The organism is Xanthobacter sp. 91 (assembly GCF_000702385.1).
GTDB lineage: Bacteria > Pseudomonadota > Alphaproteobacteria > Rhizobiales > Xanthobacteraceae > Xanthobacter > Xanthobacter aminoxidans.
Window position 1 is genome coordinate 887025 of sequence record NZ_JNIB01000001.1, and the last position, 17212, is coordinate 904236.

The 17212-nt window shown below is 69.3% G+C and carries 17 protein-coding genes; 7 read left to right on the top strand and 10 right to left on the bottom strand.

What is annotated here, in order from left to right; all coding sequences use genetic code 11:
- Positions 1-26 precede the first annotated feature (26 nt).
- On the bottom strand, positions 27-764 hold the full coding sequence (locus A37E_RS0104325; protein ID WP_038192580.1) for a TetR/AcrR family transcriptional regulator: 738 nt from the start codon (positions 762-764) through the stop codon (positions 27-29).
- Positions 765-1087: 323 nt separating this feature from the next.
- On the opposite strand from A37E_RS0104325, the gene A37E_RS0104330 reads away from it, so the two are divergent.
- The 5 genes from A37E_RS0104330 (at position 1088) to A37E_RS0104350 (ending at position 5595) form a co-directional block, all read left to right on the top strand.
- Positions 1088-2224 (top strand): ABC transporter substrate-binding protein, encoded by a 1137-nt coding sequence (locus A37E_RS0104330; protein ID WP_245279426.1) that lies wholly within the window; start codon positions 1088-1090, stop codon positions 2222-2224.
- A gap of 69 nt (positions 2225-2293) precedes the next feature.
- Complete coding sequence (locus A37E_RS0104335) at positions 2294-3166, top strand: branched-chain amino acid ABC transporter permease (RefSeq protein WP_029555483.1); 873 nt, start codon at positions 2294-2296, stop codon at positions 3164-3166.
- The gene (locus A37E_RS0104340) at positions 3166-4110 is read left to right on the top strand and encodes a branched-chain amino acid ABC transporter permease (RefSeq protein ID WP_029555484.1); all 945 of its coding nucleotides are present in this window, start codon (positions 3166-3168) and stop codon (positions 4108-4110) included. The genes A37E_RS0104335 and A37E_RS0104340 overlap by 1 nt, the downstream gene beginning before the upstream one ends.
- Positions 4107-4907 (top strand): ABC transporter ATP-binding protein, encoded by an 801-nt coding sequence (locus tag A37E_RS0104345; RefSeq protein ID WP_051678777.1) that lies wholly within the window; start codon positions 4107-4109, stop codon positions 4905-4907. The genes A37E_RS0104340 and A37E_RS0104345 overlap by 4 nt, the downstream gene beginning before the upstream one ends.
- On the top strand, positions 4894-5595 hold the full coding sequence (locus A37E_RS0104350; RefSeq protein WP_029555486.1) for an ABC transporter ATP-binding protein: 702 nt from the start codon (positions 4894-4896) through the stop codon (positions 5593-5595). The genes A37E_RS0104345 and A37E_RS0104350 overlap by 14 nt, the downstream gene beginning before the upstream one ends.
- 75 nt (positions 5596-5670) lie before the next feature.
- Here the strand turns inward: A37E_RS0104350 and cydC are convergent, their stop codons facing one another.
- The 5 genes from cydC to A37E_RS0104375 all read right to left on the bottom strand — a co-directional run bounded on the left by cydC (position 5671) and on the right by A37E_RS0104375 (position 11790).
- Positions 5671-7464, bottom strand: a complete 1794-nt coding sequence (gene cydC / locus A37E_RS0104355; protein WP_081837446.1) for a thiol reductant ABC exporter subunit CydC — start codon at positions 7462-7464, stop codon at positions 5671-5673.
- Complete coding sequence (gene cydD, locus A37E_RS0104360; protein WP_348550895.1) at positions 7461-9293, bottom strand: thiol reductant ABC exporter subunit CydD; 1833 nt, start codon at positions 9291-9293, stop codon at positions 7461-7463. The genes cydC and cydD overlap by 4 nt, the downstream gene beginning before the upstream one ends.
- 85 nt (positions 9294-9378) lie before the next feature.
- Positions 9379-10005: a DUF4202 domain-containing protein gene (locus A37E_RS0104365; RefSeq protein ID WP_029555489.1), complete on the bottom strand. Its 627-nt coding sequence runs from the start codon at positions 10003-10005 to the stop codon at positions 9379-9381.
- Positions 10006-10059: 54 nt separating this feature from the next.
- On the bottom strand, positions 10060-10578 hold the full coding sequence (locus A37E_RS0104370; RefSeq protein WP_038192591.1) for a hypothetical protein: 519 nt from the start codon (positions 10576-10578) through the stop codon (positions 10060-10062).
- Positions 10579-10707: 129 nt separating this feature from the next.
- Positions 10708-11790 (bottom strand): LacI family DNA-binding transcriptional regulator, encoded by a 1083-nt coding sequence (locus A37E_RS0104375; RefSeq protein WP_051678778.1) that lies wholly within the window; start codon positions 11788-11790, stop codon positions 10708-10710.
- Positions 11791-11959: 169 nt separating this feature from the next.
- On the opposite strand from A37E_RS0104375, the gene A37E_RS0104380 reads away from it, so the two are divergent.
- Positions 11960-12892 (top strand): dihydrodipicolinate synthase family protein, encoded by a 933-nt coding sequence (locus tag A37E_RS0104380; RefSeq protein ID WP_024280590.1) that lies wholly within the window; start codon positions 11960-11962, stop codon positions 12890-12892.
- Positions 12893-13086: 194 nt separating this feature from the next.
- Complete coding sequence (locus A37E_RS0104385) at positions 13087-14442, top strand: MFS transporter (protein ID WP_029555492.1); 1356 nt, start codon at positions 13087-13089, stop codon at positions 14440-14442.
- Positions 14443-14525: 83 nt separating this feature from the next.
- On the opposite strand, the gene A37E_RS0104390 is transcribed toward A37E_RS0104385, so the two are convergent.
- From A37E_RS0104390 to A37E_RS0104405, 4 genes are all read right to left on the bottom strand, one after another.
- On the bottom strand, positions 14526-15221 hold the full coding sequence (locus A37E_RS0104390; RefSeq protein WP_024280592.1) for a VIT family protein: 696 nt from the start codon (positions 15219-15221) through the stop codon (positions 14526-14528).
- 208 nt (positions 15222-15429) lie between these two features.
- On the bottom strand, positions 15430-15939 hold the full coding sequence (locus tag A37E_RS0104395) for a periplasmic heavy metal sensor (RefSeq protein WP_051678779.1): 510 nt from the start codon (positions 15937-15939) through the stop codon (positions 15430-15432).
- Entirely contained in the window at positions 15936-16406 is a 471-nt protein-coding gene (locus A37E_RS0104400) for a hypothetical protein (protein ID WP_029555494.1), read from the bottom strand. The genes A37E_RS0104395 and A37E_RS0104400 overlap by 4 nt, the downstream gene beginning before the upstream one ends.
- Positions 16396-16956, bottom strand: coding sequence for a sigma-70 family RNA polymerase sigma factor (locus A37E_RS0104405; protein ID WP_029555495.1), 561 nt, complete (start codon positions 16954-16956; stop codon positions 16396-16398). The genes A37E_RS0104400 and A37E_RS0104405 overlap by 11 nt, the downstream gene beginning before the upstream one ends.
- Positions 16957-17212: the final 256 nt, after the last annotated feature.

Genomic DNA, 17212 nt, shown 5'->3' on the forward strand with positions numbered 1-17212 from the left:
TCCTTAAAGCGTTTTCGGCCGCGATCCTATTCCGCCGGTCGCCGCGCCTTCGCCGCGCGCGGTGCGTCGGCTGCGGGAGACGGAGCGCGGCGGCGCGGGGCGGAACGGGGCTGCGCGGGCTTGCCCTCCGGCGGCCGGGCATCGGCGGCCTTGGCCTCGGGCGCGAACATGCCCCGCACCGCCTCCTCCGCCCCCGCCTTGATGAGGCCGGTGACGAGGCGGGCATAGTCGGCGCGGGTCAGGCCCTTGCCGTCGCGAAACCAGAGATACTGCCAGTTGAGCATGCCGAAGGCCGACATGGTGACGGGCTTTAGCATGGGGCCCCGCCCGACCGACGGCACCTCCTCGGCGATGGCGTCGGCGAGCAGCGTGACGAGCTTTCGCTCCAGCGCGCGCAGGGCCTCCTGCCGGTCACTGTTCAGCAGCTTGAGATTGGCGATCTGCACCTGATGCTCGGCGTCGGCATCCTTGTAGGCGTCGAGGAGCGAGGCCGACATGGCGTAGATGCGCCCGCCGTCCGGCGCGTCGGCGATCGCCTTCTCCGCGCCGGCGATCAGCTGCTCCAGATGCGAGGACAGGATGTCGAAGAGCACCGCCTCCTTGTCCGGATAGTAATGGTAGAGCAAGGCCTTGGAGGCACCGCAGGCGTCCGCGATCATGGTGATCGAGGTGCCGGAATAGCCGTATTGCGCAAACAGCTCCGCCGATTTGTGGAGGATGGCCTCCCGTTTGGCCTCGTAATCCTGTGCACGCGTGCGAGCCATCTTGCCTGTCCATCTCGACCGCCACCCGACACGGGCCTGCTGCGATCATCCGTCATCATCGGGAAGGAGGTTGGGATATCAAATATTGTCCGCCCGGTCGATCAATCATCCCGCGCAAGCGCGCCCTCGGCAAGCGTGCAACGAAGCCGCACGCGATCAATTGACCATCCGGCCGGTTAATTATATGGTTCGGGTCTCGCCGGTCGAATGGCCAGCGAATGGAGGCGGGACAACCCGCTCCTCGGCCCGAAATGGACCTTTAGGAGGAACGCTTCATGGATACGCCCGCACGCCTGCGGCCGATGCTGCGCGCGGCTGCCATCATGCTCGCGACCGCGGTCGCCGGCCCGGCGCTCACCAGCCCCGCCCTTGCCGCCGATCCCATCAAGATCGGTTCGGTGGTCTCGGCCACCGGCCCCGCCGCCTTCCTCGGCGATCCCGAAGCCAAGACGCTCAAGCTCTATGTGGACGAGCTGAACAAGAAGGGCGGCCTCCTCGGCCGGCCCGTCGAGCTGGTGCTGTATGACGACGGCGGCGATGCCAACAAGGCGCGCACCTTCGCCACCCGCCTCGTGGAAGACGACAAGGTCGTCGCCATGGTCGGCGGCACCTCCACCGGCGCCACCATGGCCATGATCCCGGTGTTCGAGGAAGCCGGCATCCCCTTCGTTTCGCTCGCCGGCGGCATCGAGATCATCGAGCCGGTGCGCGCCTTCGTCTTCAAGACGCCGCATACCGACAAGACGGCCTGCCAGAAGATCTTCGAGGACATGAAGGCGCGCGGCATCACCAAGATCGGCATGATCTCGGGCACGGACGGCTTCGGCAAGTCCATGCGCAACCAGTGCCTGAAGGTGATCGGCCAGTACGGCATCACCGTCGTCGTCGACGAGAGCTACGGCGCCACCGATTCCGACATGACGCCCCAGCTCAACAAGATCAAGAACACGGCGGGCGTCGAGGCGGTGCTGAATCCCGGCTTCGGCCAGGGCCCGGCCATCGTCACGCGCAACTATGCGCAGCTCGGCATCAAGCTGCCGCTCTACCAAAGCCACGGCGTCGCCTCGAAGAGCTTCATCGAGCTCGCCGGCCCGGCCGCCGAGGGCGTGCGCCTGCCCGCCCCGGCCATCCTGATCGGCGACAAGCTGGCGGACAACGACCCGCAGAAGCCGGTGGTGGCGCAGTACAAATCGTCCTACGAGAAGACCACCGGCCAGCCGGTCTCCACCTTCGGGGGCTACGGCTATGACGGCATCCAGCTCGTCGCCCGTGCCATCGAGAGCGCCAAGTCCGCGGACCCGAAGAAGATCCGCGACGCGCTGGAGGCGACCAAGGGCTATGTGGGCGTCACCGGCATCTACACCTTCGCCCCCGCCGACCATCTCGGCCTCGGCACGGACTCGTTCCGCATGCTGGTGATCCGCAACGGCGACTGGGCGATCGAAGCGCCCGCCCGCTGATCGTTTCGCACACCCGATCCCCACCGCGGCGGCGCCACACCGGCGCCGCCACACAGACGGCGTGAGGACATGTCCGAATTTCTCCAGCTCGCCTTTTCGGGGCTGACGGTGGGCGCCATCTACGCGCTCATCGCCCTCGGATTCACGCTGATCTACAACGCCTCCGACGTGATCAATTTCGCCCAGGGCGATTTCGTCATGATCGGCGGCATGGGCACCGTCTTCCTCATGGCAGCCGGCCTCGCGCTGCCTGTTGCGGCGCTGATCGCGGTGGTCGCCGCCGTGCTGGTGGGCCTGCTGCTGCACCGCCTCGCCATCGAGCCGGCGCGCGGCGCCTCGCCGGTGACGCTCATCATGATCACCATCGGCGCGTCCATCTTCATCAAGGGCGTGTCACAGATCATATTCGACAAGCAGTTCCACTCCCTGCCCGCCTTCTCGGGCGACACCCCCATCCCGGTCGGCGGCGCCACCATCCTGCCGCAGAGCCTGTGGGTGATGGGCACCGCCCTCGCCCTCGTGGTGGCGCTCTACCTGTTCCTGGAGCACACGCTGGTGGGCAAGGCGGTGCTGGCCACCGCCGCCAACCGGCTGGCGGCGAAGCTGGTGGGCATCAATGTCGCCCTCGTGCTCGCCCTCGCCTTCGGCCTCTCGGCCGCCATGGGCGCGCTCGCCGGCGTGGTGGCGACGCCCATCACGCTGACCCGCTACGACATCGGCACCCTCTTCACCCTGAAGGGCTTCGCCGCCGCCATGCTGGGCGGCATGGGCAATCCCTTGGGCGCGGTGGTGGGTGGCCTCCTCATCGGCCTCATCGAGACCTTCGCGGCCGGCTACCTCTCCTCCACCTACAAGGACGCGGTGGCGTTCCTGATGATCCTCGTCGTCCTGCTGTTCATGCCGCGCGGCCTGTTCGGCAGCCGGACCGTGGAGCGCGTGTGATGAAGGCCATCCTGCGCTCGCGCCTCACCCCGCTCATCGCCCTCGCGCTCATCATGGCGCTGGTGCCGACAATCGCCCCCACCTCCTTCCACCTGCGGGTGGCGGCGCTGGTGTGGATCTTCTCCCTCGCCGCCCTCGGCCTCACCATCCTCATGGGCTACGCGGGTCAGGTGAGCCTCGGCCACGCCGGCTTCCTCGGCATCGGCGCCTATGCGGTGGCCATCGGGCCGGCGCGGCTCGGGCTCGATCCTCTGCTGTGCATCGTCCTCGGGGCGGCGCTCTCCGGCGTCATCGCCTGGCTGGTGGGCCGGCCTATCCTGAAGCTGAAGGGCTATTACCTCGCCATCGCGACGCTCGGCTTCGGCGTTATCGTCGCCCTGATCCTGCACAGCGAGACCGAGCTGACCGGCGGGCCGGACGGCATGTCCGTGTCGCGCATCACCCTGTTCGGCTGGCGGGTGACGGGGGCGCTGAACTGGTACTGGGTCTCGGCCGGGGCGCTGCTCGTCGGCGCGCTCATCGCCCTCAACATCGCCGCGAGCCCCACCGGGCGGGCGCTGCGCGCGCTGCACGACAGCGAGGTGGCGGCGGCCGGCGCGGGCATCGACGTTTCCGCCAAGAAGCTCGCCGCCTTTGTGGTGGCGGCGGTCTATGCGGCGGTGGCGGGCGGGCTGCTGGCGGCCATGAACGGCCTCATCACGCCGGAGGCGGCGAGCTTTTCCCACTCGGTGGAACTGGTGGCCATGGTCATCATTGGCGGGCTCGGCTCGGTGTTCGGCACCGTGCTCGGCGCCGCCTTCCTGGTGGTGCTGCCACAGACGCTGACAGCCTTCCAGGAATACGAGCAGGCGGTGCTGGGCCTCCTCATCATGGTGTTCATGATCTTCCTGCCCCAGGGCATCGTGCCGTCGCTGCGCGCGCTGATCGAGGAGCGCCTGCCGTGACCAGCAAGACGCCCCTTCTCGACGTGAACGGCATCGGCATCTCCTTCGGCGGCCTCAGGGCCGTGGACGAGGTGAGCTTCAAGGTCGGAGCCGGCGAGGTCTTCTCCATCATCGGGCCGAACGGGGCAGGCAAGACCACCCTGTTCAACCTCGTCACCGGCATCTACCGCCCCTCGCGCGGCTCGGTTCGGCTCGACGGCGCGGACATCACCTCCGTGCCGCCCCACCGGCGCGTCAGAAGCGGCATGGCGCGGACCTTCCAGAACCTGCAGATCTTCTTCCGCATGACCGCGGTGGAGAATGTGATGGTGGGGTGTGCCCTCTCCGAGCGCACCTCCTTCCTCGCCGACATGCTCGGCTTGCCCTCTGTCTTCCGGCAGAACCGCGTCACGCGGGAAAAGGCGCTGGCGCTGCTCGAGCGGGTGGGTCTCGCCGACATCGCCGACGCGCCCGCCGGCGCCCTGCCCTATGGCGCGCTGAAGCGCCTGGAGATCGCCCGTGCCCTCGCCGCCGATCCGAAGATCCTGCTGCTGGACGAGCCGGCGGCCGGCTGCAACGCGGTGGAGACCGAGGCCATCGACCACCTGATCGCCGCCGTCGCGAAGAGCGGCGTGGCGGTGGTGCTGATTGAGCACGACATGAAGCTGGTGATGAAGATTTCCGACCGCGTGCTGGTGCTCGCCCAGGGCCGCCCGCTGGCGGAGGGGCCGCCGCGCGCGGTGCGGGAGAACCCACAGGTCATCGCCGCCTATCTCGGGGATATCGGATCGCGGGAGGCGGATCGTGCTCACGGTTGAAGCCCTCTCCTCCTCCTACGGCCGCATCATGGCCCTGCGCGAGGTGTCGCTGGAGGTGAAGGCCGGCGAGATCGTCGCGCTGGTCGGCTCCAACGGCGCCGGCAAGACTACGCTCCTGCGCGCCATCTCCGGCGTGCAGCCAGTACGCGGCGGGCGCATCGTCTTCGAGGGCGAGGCCATCGAGCGGATGGAGCCGCATCTGCGGGTGGTGCGCGGCATCTCGCAATCGCCCGAGGGCCGGCAGGTGTTCGGCCCGCTGAGCATCGAGGACAATCTGAAGCTCGGTGCCTACCGGCGGCAGGATGCGAAGCGGCAGGCACGGCTCGATCACGTCTACGGCCTGTTCCCCGTGCTCGCCGAGCGGCGCTGGACGCCGGCCATGAGCCTCTCCGGCGGACAGCAGCAGATGCTCGCCATCGGTCGCGCGCTGATGGCGGGGCCGAAGCTGCTGTTGCTGGACGAGCCCTCCCTCGGCCTCGCGCCTTTGCTGGTGGACCAGATCCTCGCCGCGGTCACGTCATTGCGCGCCGAGGGCATCACCACCCTGCTGGTGGAGCAGAACGCCTCCGCGGCGCTGGCCATCGCCGACCGCGGCTATGTGCTGGAGACCGGCTACATCGCCATGGAAGGCACGGGCGCGGCCCTGCTCGACGATCCGAAGGTGCGCGCGGCCTATCTCGGCCTGTAGGGGTACTTCCGTAACGAAGCTGGATCGACAGAGCCAACACGAACTGGCTCTAGGTGGTTGTGCAACTCCAGATAATCATGGTGGGGCTTGCTCCAAGCCCTGACCGGAGCCGGCTGATCGGGCGGTGTCCTCCTGGACGCCGCCCGAAATCGTTCCGGGACCGATCGTTCCTGACCCGACGATGGCCAGCATGTCGGCAGGCGCCCCGCGCGCGACGATGCGGCCGCCATCCATCACGATGATCTCGTCCATCGCCTCAAGCCCGGCGCGGCGGTGGGTGATGAACAGAAGCGCCTGATCGCGGGGCGCGCCCAGAAGCGCCTCCAGCACGCGGCGCTCGGTCTCGCCGTCGAGCCCTTCTGTGGGCTCATCGAGGATCAGGATCGGCGCCTCCTTCAGAAGGGCGCGCGCTAGCCCGAGCCGCCGCGCCTCGCCGCCGGAGACTTTCGCCCCATTCGCGCCGAGGAAGGTATCCAGCCCGTCCGGCTGCGCCGCGACGAAGGCGAGGACGCCGGCCCGCTCCAGAGCCGCTTCCAGCTTTGCCGGCGGCGCCTCGGGATCGGCGACAAGCAGATTTTCGCGGATGGTGGCGGCGAAGAGATGATCGTGCTGCGCCAGCACCGCCATGCGCCGCCGCAGGTCATCCGAGCTGAAGTCAGCGATGCTCGAACCGGCGAACGTCACCTCCCCCGGCGCAGGGGAGCGGAACCGGAGCGCCAGGGCGACGAGGCTCGACTTGCCCGAGCCGCTCGACCCGACCACGCCGATGCGCCGGCCCGGGGCCAGCGCGAGATCGATGTCGGTGAGGGCCACGCTCGCCGCACCGGGATAGGTCAGCCCCGCATGGGCGAACGCCAGCGTGCCGGCCTCCGGCACCGGCTTCGGCGCGGCAGGCTCCTCCACCGGCGGCGGACGGTCGATGAGGTTGAAGATGCGGCGGGCCGAGGCGAGCGTCGCCGGCAGGGTCTGAAAGGCGAGCGGCAGCGGCGCCACCGCCTCGAACAAGGAGAGCGCGAGCAGCGCCAGCATGGGCAGGTCGGCGCCCGGCAGCGTGCCCGCCAGCACCCGTGGCGCGCCGATGAGCAGCACCAGCACGAGCGAGGCTTGCGCGAACAGGCCCACGCCCGCGCTGGCAAAGCCGAGGATGCCGGCGAGCCGGTGTTCGCAGGCGATGAGCGCGTCGCTGGTCTCATCCAGCGCGGCGCGGTGGCGGCGGTCGGGATCGTAGATGTCGAGCTCCGCCCGCCCTTCCAGATGGTCCACCAGCAGCGCGTTGAGCTGCGCCGTGCCGGCCGTCACCTCCCGCGACGCCCGTGCCCCGAGGCGATGGACGAGAAGCGGCAGGGCGAGCCCGGCAAGCAGCGCGGCGAGGCCGATGCCCACCGCCATTCCACCATCGTGGAGCGCGAGGACGGTGAGCCCGACCGCCAGCACCAGCACCGCGGCAAGACCGGGCGAGAGGATACGCAGGAAGGCGAATTCCAGCCGGTCGATGTCGCCCTTGAGCCGGGCGAGGAGGTCGCCGGAGCGCTGGTCCTCCAGCGCCGCCGGAGCGAGCGGGATCAGCCGCGCGAAGAACCACGGCCGCAGCGCCGCCACGAACTTCAGCGTCGCTTCATGCCCAACGATGCGCTCGCCATAGCGCCCGACGGTGCGGACGACGGCATAGGCGCGGATCGCCGCCGAGGGCGTGAAATAGTTCACGCTCGCCCCGGCCGCGCCGGCCAGCGCCATGGCCGCGATGAACCAACCGGAGGTGGCCATCAAGGCGATATGGGCGAGGGTCGCCAGCGCCGAGACGAGCACGGCCAGCGCCATCCAGCCGGCATGGGGCGCCATCAGGCGCAGGAGGCGCAGCGCGTCCTTCATCGCACCGCCTCCGCGCTTCCGGGAGCCGGGGCCAGATCGGGCACCAGGTCGCCATCGAGCCAGCCATCCAGCCTCCCATGGCGCAGGAGGTCTGCGGGCGTGCCCTCGGCGACGATCCGCCCGCGCGCGAGCACGATGATGCGGTCAGCACCGGCGACGCTCGCCATGCGGTGGGCGGCCACGAGGCCGGTGCGGCCGACGAGAAGACGGGAGAGGGCGGCCTGCACCTCGGCCTCGCTCTTCCGGTCGAGATGGGCGGTGGGCTCGTCGAGCACAACGAAGGGGGCGGCGCGGTAGAAGGCACGGGCCACCGCGAGGCGATGGGCCTGACCGCCGGAGAGGCCAGCGCCGCCTTCACCCACATCCGCAGCGACGCCGCCGGACAGGCCCGCCACCACGTCGGAAAGGCCGGCATCGGCCACCGCCCGGGCCAGACGTGCCGCGTCCGGTGCCGCCTCGCCGGGGGCGATGTTGGCGGCGAGAGTGCCGGCGAACAGGCGGGGACGCTGGGGCACGTAGGCGATGCGGCGCCGCACGTCGGCAAGGTCCAGCTCCGACAGCGGCACCCCATTCACCAGCACCCGGCCGGAGGTGGGGCGCACGAAGCCGAGCGCGAGGCTGAGGATGGAGGACTTGCCAGCGCCGGACGGCCCGACCAGCGCCACCGTTTCCCCCGCACCAATGGTGAAGCTCACACCATCCAGCGCGACGCGCCCGTCCGGGAAAGCGAGGCGCACATCCTCGAAGCGGATGGAGATCGCGTCCGGGACGGGCAGCGGTGCCGTACCGCCACTCTCGGCGAGGGCCGGCATCTCCTCCAGCGCGACGAGGCGCTCGGCGGCGCCGATGGCCTCCATGCGGGCGTGGTAGGCCGTGCCCATGGCGCGCAACGGCGCATAGAATTCCGGCGCCAGCAGCAGCACGAACAGGCCGGGGAAGAAGGCCATCTCGCCCCACAGCAGCCGGAAGCCGATGAAGATGGCGATGAGGGCGATAGAGACAGTCGCGAAGAATTCCAACACCGCCGAGGAGAGGAAGGCGACGCGCAGCACGCCCATGGTGTCGCGCCGGTAATCATCGGCGACGGCGGCCACCTCTGCGACCATGCGGCCGGCCGCATTGAACGCCTTCAACGTCGCGAGCCCCTGCACCGCATCGAGCAGGTGACCTGACATGCGGGCGAGCCGGCGCCACTGCTTCTGGTTCAGCGCCTCCGTGCCCTTGCCGATGAGGATCATGAAGACCGGGATGAAGGGCGCGGTTGCCAAGAGGATGAGGCCGGACACCCAGTCGAACGGGAACACCGCCACCAGCACCGCGACAGGCAGCATCACCGCCAGCACGGAAGCCGGAATGTAGCGCGAATAATAGGGCTCGACCGCCCGCACGCCCTCCGCCAGCGCCGCCACCAGCTCTCCGGTGCGGGCCTCGGCGAGGCCCACGGGGCCGATGGCCTCCACCCGGTCGAGGAGCCGGGTGCGCAAGGCGCGCATCACCTTCGCGGCGGCGGCGAAGCCGAAATGCTCGCTTGCCCATACGGCGCCGAAGCGCAGCAGGATGGCGCCGACAAGGGCGGTAAGCTCGAAAGCGTGCGCGGAGAGCGCCTCGTGGCGGAACAGCACGGCATCGATGATGCGGGCCACGAGAAAGGCCTGCGCGATGACCAGGAGGCCAGTCGCCGCCGATGCCGCGAGGGATCGGCCGAGGTCCGCCCGCGCCGTGCCGCGAAAACCCGACAGGAAGGCGGAGAGGCGCTTGCGATCCGTGGCGATTGCGTCCCCTCCCCTCGTTCGTGGCCGGGCGGCAATCCCGCCGAGGCAGAGGGAGATACCACACGCGCCCGCCGCCCACACTGCGATGAAGGCGCTCAGGCGGGGCGCCGGTTGGTGAAGACCCTAAGCGGGCGGCAGACCTTCAGTCTTCCGCATTCGCCCGCGCGGCGAGGCCTTGATGGAGCAGGTCCACCACCTCCTGCGGCAGGTTCAGGGCGAGGGCGGCGGCGTGGCCCTCCTCGGACATCTTGCCCCAGGTCTTGGCGAGGATGCCGGCCACCTTCTCCGGCTCGGGGCGGTGCTTCACGAGGAAGGCGTCCAGCTCGTAGGTGAGGAAGACGAGCACGGCCACGTCCTCCAGCACCTGCATATCGGCATCCTGCTTCAGCCGGTCCTTGCGGACGATCTTGCCCACGCGCTCGGCGAAGTCCGGCGCGAGGCCGAGGCCGCGCAGGATCTCGGAGATGCGCCGCTCGTGGATGTTTTTCAGCTCCGTGCGCCAGCGGAAATAGCCCGCCTTGCCCGCCGGATAGGTCTCGCGCGGGATGGTGAAGCGCTCGATGTGCTGGCCACGCGCGGCGATCTTCAGCGCGTCGGAGGCATCGGGCCTGAAACGGGCGAGCACCTGCGTCATCCGTTGCCCGTAGAGCACCGCCGCCGGCACGCTCCGGCCGTCCACCTCCACCTGTGCGGGATCGGCGGCGTTGGCCGCGTCGATGGCGGCGTAAGCCTCCTCCAGCATTTCGGCGGGAATCGCGTCGCTCGTCATCGCGTCTCCTGTGAATACATCTGGCGGCCATCATGGCCGCGGATGCGCCCGTGTCTAGCGCAAGCGCAGCCGCGCCCAGCGCCACAGCGCCCGCACCCGCCGCTTCAGCTCGGCGAGCCTCAACCATTCCGACACCGAGCGATGCACGGAAGCCGCCGTCTCGATGACATAGGCCGTCCACCGGACCGTCATCAGCTGGGCCTTGCCGGCGGTGAAGATGCGTTCGATGAGGACGAAACTCACCAGATGCGCCAGCAGGAATAGGAACGTGCCGGTGCGCACATGGCCGTTGGCGATGTGGATGAGCGCCAGGAACTTCACCGGCTCCACCACGCCGTAGGGCACGGCGATGAGCACCAACACGGCATAGGCCGGCAGGCCGCCAACCCACGCCTCGAACCGCTGCACCAGCTTCAGCGCGGCGAGCCAGTCCAGCAGCGGTCGATAGAGCGGACGGACCAGCTCGTCGAGCAGGATGACGATCCCGACCACCACCCGGAAAGCAAAGCGCAGGGCGACCCGCAACGGATTGCGCGGGCGGGGCGGACGGGGTGGAACGGAGGAATCGGCCATGCCGCGATGATGCCGGGGAATTCGCGCCCGCGATATGTGCCGCAGCGGCAAGAGGAATTGGCCGTCGCATCCCCTTGCTTCGCGGAGGCACATCCCGGGGCCGCCCCGCATCAGGTCGGGACCGGCGCGCTACCGCGCCGATGGTCGGCTTTCCGGACCGCGGCGGCCGGAAGTGCCGGAGCGAGTCTGGGCCGGGGTGGCCGTCGACTGGCGGGGGATCAGGGTGGGGGCGGCGATGCGCAGGCGATCGGCGCGCGTCACGGGGCCTCGCATCAGCAGGTCCAGCGCGTCAGCAGCGATCTGGTCGAACGGCACGCGCACGGAGGTGAGCGGTGTGGGCAGGCGGCTGACGATGGGAATATCGTTGTAGCCCACGACCGAGACGTCGCCGGGCACCGAGAGACCGAGCCGGGCGAGCGTCGAGAGGGCGCCGATGGCGGTGTTGTCGTTGACCGCGAAGAGCGCCGTGGGCGGCTCGGCCGCGCTCATCAGCCGCTCGGCCGCATCCGCCCCCGAATCGATGCCGAAGGTGGATTCGACCACGAGCGCCGGATCATCGGCGATGCGGGCCTCCGCGAGCGCCTGCCTGTATCCCTCCACGCGTCCCCGGCTGCTGGACGCATAGGCGGGGCCGGCGATGAGACCGATGCGGCGATGGCCGAGATCGATCAGGTGCCGCGTGGCGAGATATCCCCCCAGCCGGTCGTCGCCCACCGAGGCGAGGCTGCGCCCGTCGCTCCGCAGCGCGAGCACATAGGGCACGCCACGGTCGGCGAGTTCCTGGGCGAAATCGTCGCCTTCGCGGGCGGTGGACAGGACGAGGCCGTCGACGCCCCGCTGGAGCAGCGTCTGCGCCGCCTTGCGGTCAGCGCGCGGCTCGTCGTCGGTGGTGGCGACGATGGCGAACTGGCCGGTGCGGGTGCAGGCACGGGCCAGCGCCTCGTAGAGCATGGCCATCACCGTGTCCGTCAGCCGGGGAACGATGACGCCGATGGTGTTGGTCTGGCCACGCCTGAGGCTCGCGGCGGAGACGTCGCGGACATAACCGAGGCTTTCCGCCACCTGCCTCACCCGCCGGGCGGTCGCATTCTCCGAGCGCGGCAGGCGCTCGTCGAGGATGCGCGAGACGGTCGACTTGGACACACCCGCTGCAGCCGCCACGTCAAGGATGGTGACGCGTCCCTGCCGCTCGTGCGGTTCGTCATCGTTCAACGGCTTGTGTCCTTCGATCCGGCATCTGGCGACAGGTTAGCGATTGACAGGAGACGGACACAAGGGCAATTATGGGAACGTTCCCGCTAACGATCCAACAAAAGCTGCGGGTCGGAGGAAGCGGGACCGGATTTTCGGTCTGAACGATCCCAAGGAAGGAACTCGAACCATGGCTATCGACTGGAAGGGCCTGAACCCCGCCCCCGTCACCCTTTTCAAGGCCAACGGCGACGTCGACTTCGACGGCAACGCCCGCCTCGCCAAGTGGCTGGCCGCCATTCCCGGCGTGAAGAGCCTCGTCATCCTCGGCCATGCCGGCGAGGGCACCTTCCTGACCTTCGACGAGCAGATCGAGCTGATCCGCGTCTACAAGGACGCGACCCCGCTCCCGGTCATCGCCGGCATCACCGGTGAAGGCACCAAGGTCGCCGAGATCGAGGCGAAGAAGAAGTTCGACGCCGGCGCGAGCGGCGCGCTCGTGTATCCGAACCACGGCTGGCTGCGCTTCGGCTACCAGAAGGGCGCCCCGCAGGACCGCTACAAGGCCATCGCCCAGTCCGGCCTCGAGTGCATCCTGTTCCAGTACCCGGCCGTGACGAAGGCCAATTACGACCTCGATACCCAGCTCGAGATCGCCGCCATTCCGGGCGTGACCGCCACCAAGAACGGCGTGCGCGACATGAAGCGCTGGTACGATGAAATTCCCGCCCTCAAGAAGGCATTCCCGAACCTCGCCGTCATGTCCTGCCACGACGAGTGGCTGCTGCCCACCATGTTCGACGTGGACGGCCTTCTGGTCGGCTACGGCAACATGGCACCCGAGCTGCTCATCGAATACCTCAAGGCCGGCAAGGCGCAGGACTACACCCTCGCCCGCAAGTATCACGAGCAGCTCCTGCCCGTGACCCGCGCCGTCTACCATCGCGGCTCGCACATGGAGGGCACCGTCGCCCTCAAGCATGCGCTGCGCGCCCGCGGCCTCATCGACAACGTGAATATCCGCGAGCCCCTGAAGCCCCTCGGCGAGGCGGCCGACGCCGAGATCCGCGCGGCTGTGAAGGCCTCCGGCCTCACCGTGGTCGCCGACGCCCTCGCGGCCTGAGTCTCACATCCCCGGAGGCGGCCCACGCCGCCTCCGCCCCTAGCGGGTGACAAGGGCGTCCCGGCTCCAGGCCGGGACGCGCCAAATCCGGGCGCCTCTGGCCACCGGCAAAAAGAAAAACCAAGATCATCCCTGGAGGAAACCCAATGCTCATGCAGACGCCGCGGCACCTCGGTGCTAGCGGGGCAACCGACTTGCGCAGAGATGCCGAGCGCCAAGCCGACATCAGCGCCCGCCTCGAACGGCTCCCGATCACCCGACGCGTGTTCTGGACCCGCAACATCATCGGCGCCGCCACCTTCTTCGATGGCTACACCGTCATCGCCATCGCCTATGCCATGCCGGTGCTGGTGCGCGAGTGGGGTCTCAAGCCCGAACAGACGGGCATGATCCTTTCCATGGGCTACCTCGGGCAGCTGATCGGCGCGGTCTTCTTCGGCTGGCTGGCCGAGCGCATCGGCCGCCTCTCCGTGCTGCTCTTCACCATCCTGCTGTTCGTCAGCATGGACATTGCCTGCCTGTTCGCCTGGGGCGCGGCCTCCATGATGGCCTTCCGCTTCATCCAGGGCATCGGTACCGGCGGCGAGGTGCCGGTGGCGAGCGCCTACATCAATGAATATATCGGCTCGAAGGGGCGCGGCCGCTTCTTCCTGCTCTATGAGGTGATGTTCCTGTTCGGCCTTGTCGGGGCCGGCCTCATCGCCCGCGCCCTCGTGCCGGTCTATGGCTGGCAGGCCATGTTCCTCGTCGGGATCGTGCCCGCCGCCATCCTCATCCCCCTGCGCTTCTTCATGAAGGAATCACCGCGCTGGCTCGCCGCCAAGGGCCGCTATGCGGAGGCCGACAGGATCGTGTCGAACCTGGAACACAGCGCCACCGCCCAAGGCCATGTGCTGGCGGAGCCGAAGCCGGTGGCCATGAAGCCGGTCGAGCGTTCGGGCATCCGGGAGCTGTTCTCCGGCATCTATCGCCGGCGCACGCTCACCATCTGGTCCATGTGGTTCTGCTCCTACCTCGTGGCCAACGGCATGATCGCCTGGCTGCCCACCCTCTACCGGCAGACCTTCAACCTGCCGCTGGAAACGGCGCTGCTCTACGGCCTCCTGACCTCGGTGGCCGGCGTGGTGGCGTCCATCGCCTGCGCACTGCTGATCGACAAGGTCGGCCGCAAGCGCTGGTATACCTTCGCCTTCCTCGCGGCACCGATCCCGCTGCTGGCCCTGGCGTGGATGGGGGCGACCTCCCCGACCGAGGTTCTGGTCCTCGCTGGCCTCGCCTATGCGATCGTGCAGACCATCACCTTCTCGCTCTACCTCTACTCGGCGGAACTCTACCCGACGCGCCTCAGGGCGATCGGCACCGGCCTCGGCAGCGCGTGGCTGCGGCTCGGCTCGTCGGCCGGCCCCATCGTGGTGGGCACCATCATGGGCGCGGCGGGCATCCAGTATGTGTTTGCCACCTTCGCCGGTGTCCTCGTGGTGGGCGCACTCGTCACCATGTTCTTCGCCATCGAGACGAAGGGCCGGGTTCTGGAGGAGCTCTCCCCGTAGGCTGCCCGCCGCATGGCATCACAGGAACAGGCCGCTGGCGGGCGAATAGGCCCGGCAGCGGCACTTGTGCGAGGTCGGTCCGGTCAGACCGCGTGACCCACCAGCGTGCCGATGGCCGCCGTCGCGGCCATGGCGATGGCGCCCCAGAAGGTCACGCGGATGGTCGGCTTCCAGATGTCCGCGCCGCCTGCCCGCGCACCCAGCGCGCCGAGCACCGCAAGGCAGACCAGCGATCCACCCGAGACGATCGGCGCGATCTGGGCGGTGGGCGCCACCAGCGAGATGATGAGCGGGATCGCCGCGCCCAGCGCGAAGGTCACCGCCGATGTCAGTGCCGCCTGGATGGGACGGGCGACCACATGCTCGGCCAGCCCCAGTTCGTCACGGGCGTGGGCGGTGAAGGCATCCTTCGCCGTCATCTGCTCGGCCACCTGCCGCGCCAGCGCCGGCTCGACGCCGCGCCGCACATAGATCTGCGTCAGCTCGGCCAGCTCGCTTTCGGGATCCTCGGCGAGTTCGCGCCGCTCCTTCTGCAGGTCGGCATTCTCGGTATCGGCCTGCGAGCTCACCGAGACGTATTCGCCCGCCGCCATGGACATGGCGCCGGCGACAAGGCTCGCCACGCCCGCGACGAGGATTTCCGACGAATTGGTCGAGGCCGCCGCGACGCCCACCATGAGACTGGCGGTCGAGATGATGCCGTCATTGGCACCGAGGACGGCGGCGCGCAGCCAGCCGATCCGTTCGATCAGGTGGTTTTCGCGGTGCAGAGGCTTCATGGCGATACCTTCTGGAAGGAACGGATCGGCGCGGGACAGGCTGCGACGCAGGGGCGTGGGCCACAGATTGGAGTTGATCTAATCTGTTGCGACGCGCAGGCCAAGCGGCGCTTGGTCGCGTCCCCGTCTGTCGGGGCGACAGGCGGAAAACGTTGCCGGCTCAATGCTTCGTGGCGCTCCCGGGGCCGGCTCGGCTCCCGTGTCTGCCCTACCGCGCAGGCTCGTCGGGCGGCAAGGGTGGTACCCAGGCGGCGATGCGGGCGCTGCCTTCGGGCGACATCTGCCCGGCCGCGTCGATGATGACGTCGTGAACGATGGACCAGACTTCCCTGCGGGCATCGCGCAGGCCGGACAATGCGGCCCGCGCCGCTGCCGGATCGAAGGGCCTCGCAAGGAAAGTCTCGCGGGCGCGCTCCTGCGCCGCGCGGGAGGCCGCCTCGGCGTCCACCAGCCGTCCGTTGGCGGCGGCGAAGCGGGCCAGCAGAAGGCGGGCGTCGGCCATGGGGAGGGTCGCCGCCAGCCGGTCGATGCGCACCCGCGGACTGCGGTCCTCCACATTGGGGGCGGGCAGGAAGACGGGCTTGTGCGGCGCGCGCATCACCACTGCCAGCGCCACGCCCGCGAAGAACAGGTTGAGCGCGAGGGAGGCGATCAGCAGGCGCCGCGGCGCGGAGGCGAGGCCCGAAAAGCCGGATAGCGGGCGCGACAAGGGGCTCACAGCACGCCCTCACCGATGGGTCCCGGCTCGAACACCACCGCGCTGACATCGGTGGTCGCGCCCGCCCGCGCGGCCGGGCCGATGCTGACGAGCGTGTCGCTCGATCCGACCATGAAGCCGAGCAGCGCCATGCCGGCGAGCGCGGCGATGCTCGGCCAGGCCGGCCGCAGATCGAGTGCGATGAGCCAGTCCGGCAGCCAGAGCACCGGGTGGCGGCGGGACTGGCGCGGCAGCGGCGCGTTGGCGAGCGCGAGCGTGACACGCCGCGCCGGCCGCATGTCCGCCTCGCTCGCAAGCCGCGCTGCGCCGGCGAGCCGCCGCTCCAGCGCGATCTCGCCGGCCAACACCCCCCGCGCCGCTACGTCCGTCGCGAGCAATGCCTCGGCGGCAATGCGGGACGCAGGCGGCCACAGCGCGATATCCGTGCCGTGGCGGATCAAGAGGTGCTCGAATTCCTCACGTGTCATCGCCCTGTCCTTCTTTTTGTGCGGCACCGAGGCTCAGGCGCAAGCTGCGCCGGGCGCGGACGAGCAGTGTCTCCACGCCGGAAACCGAGGTGCCGAGAATCTCCGCAGCGTGAGCGTTGGAGAACCCCTCCCAATAGGTAAGCAATATGGCCACCCGCTGCCGTTCGGGAAGCGCAGCGACCGCGGCGAGCAAGGCCCGGTCCTCCTCCTGCCGCTCCATGATGGCGAGCGCGTCGGGCGCCGGATCAGCCCGCTCGCCGGCCACGTCGAGGCCGAAGAACGGCAGGCGGCGGCGGACATTGAGGCACAGATTGATGACGATGCGGTAGAACCAGGTGCCGAAGGCCGCATCCGGCCGCCAGCGGGGCGCCGCCCGCCAGACCCGCAGCAGTGCCTCCTGGGCGATGTCTTCCGCGTCGCTGCCGTTGCCCACGAAGCGCCGGGCGAAGGCGACAGCCCGCACCGCATAGCGCTGGCAGAGCGCGCGGAACGCGGCTTCATCGCCGGCGGCGATGGCCGACATGAGTTCCTCGTCGCTCGGCTCGCGCATGCGCGTCCAACTGCCCGCCTGTGTCCCGGCCCGTTCCGCCCGCAACATGGCACCATGATGCGAACTCCCTTCAAGTCCATCGCCGCCAGATTGTCTGTCGCGGCAGCCTCGGCCGCCGTTCCTCGCTGCCCGGACGCTGGCATTTGAACACCCAAGGCCGGCAAACCCTGCGCTCCGACCGGCTCATCACAGAGACGTGAGCTTTGCTGCAATGCGCGCAGGGTTCCGGCCGTGGGGGTGTTGAAGGGGGCATCGA

Coding starts and splice junctions, on each gene's coding strand:
- A37E_RS0104325 (WP_038192580.1), bottom strand. CDS start 764: ATGGCTCGCACGCGTGCACAGGATTACGAGGCCAAACGGGAGGCCATC.
- A37E_RS0104330 (WP_245279426.1), top strand. CDS start 1,088: ATGCTCGCGACCGCGGTCGCCGGCCCGGCGCTCACCAGCCCCGCCCTT.
- A37E_RS0104335 (WP_029555483.1), top strand. CDS start 2,294: ATGTCCGAATTTCTCCAGCTCGCCTTTTCGGGGCTGACGGTGGGCGCC.
- A37E_RS0104340 (WP_029555484.1), top strand. CDS start 3,166: ATGAAGGCCATCCTGCGCTCGCGCCTCACCCCGCTCATCGCCCTCGCG.
- cydC (WP_081837446.1), bottom strand. CDS start 7,464: ATGAAGGACGCGCTGCGCCTCCTGCGCCTGATGGCGCCCCATGCCGGC.
- A37E_RS0104365 (WP_029555489.1), bottom strand. CDS start 10,005: ATGACGAGCGACGCGATTCCCGCCGAAATGCTGGAGGAGGCTTACGCC.
- A37E_RS0104370 (WP_038192591.1), bottom strand. CDS start 10,578: ATGGCCGATTCCTCCGTTCCACCCCGTCCGCCCCGCCCGCGCAATCCG.
- A37E_RS0104380 (WP_024280590.1), top strand. CDS start 11,960: ATGGCTATCGACTGGAAGGGCCTGAACCCCGCCCCCGTCACCCTTTTC.
- A37E_RS0104390 (WP_024280592.1), bottom strand. CDS start 15,221: ATGAAGCCTCTGCACCGCGAAAACCACCTGATCGAACGGATCGGCTGG.
- A37E_RS0104400 (WP_029555494.1), bottom strand. CDS start 16,406: ATGACACGTGAGGAATTCGAGCACCTCTTGATCCGCCACGGCACGGAT.
- A37E_RS0104405 (WP_029555495.1), bottom strand. CDS start 16,956: ATGCGCGAGCCGAGCGACGAGGAACTCATGTCGGCCATCGCCGCCGGC.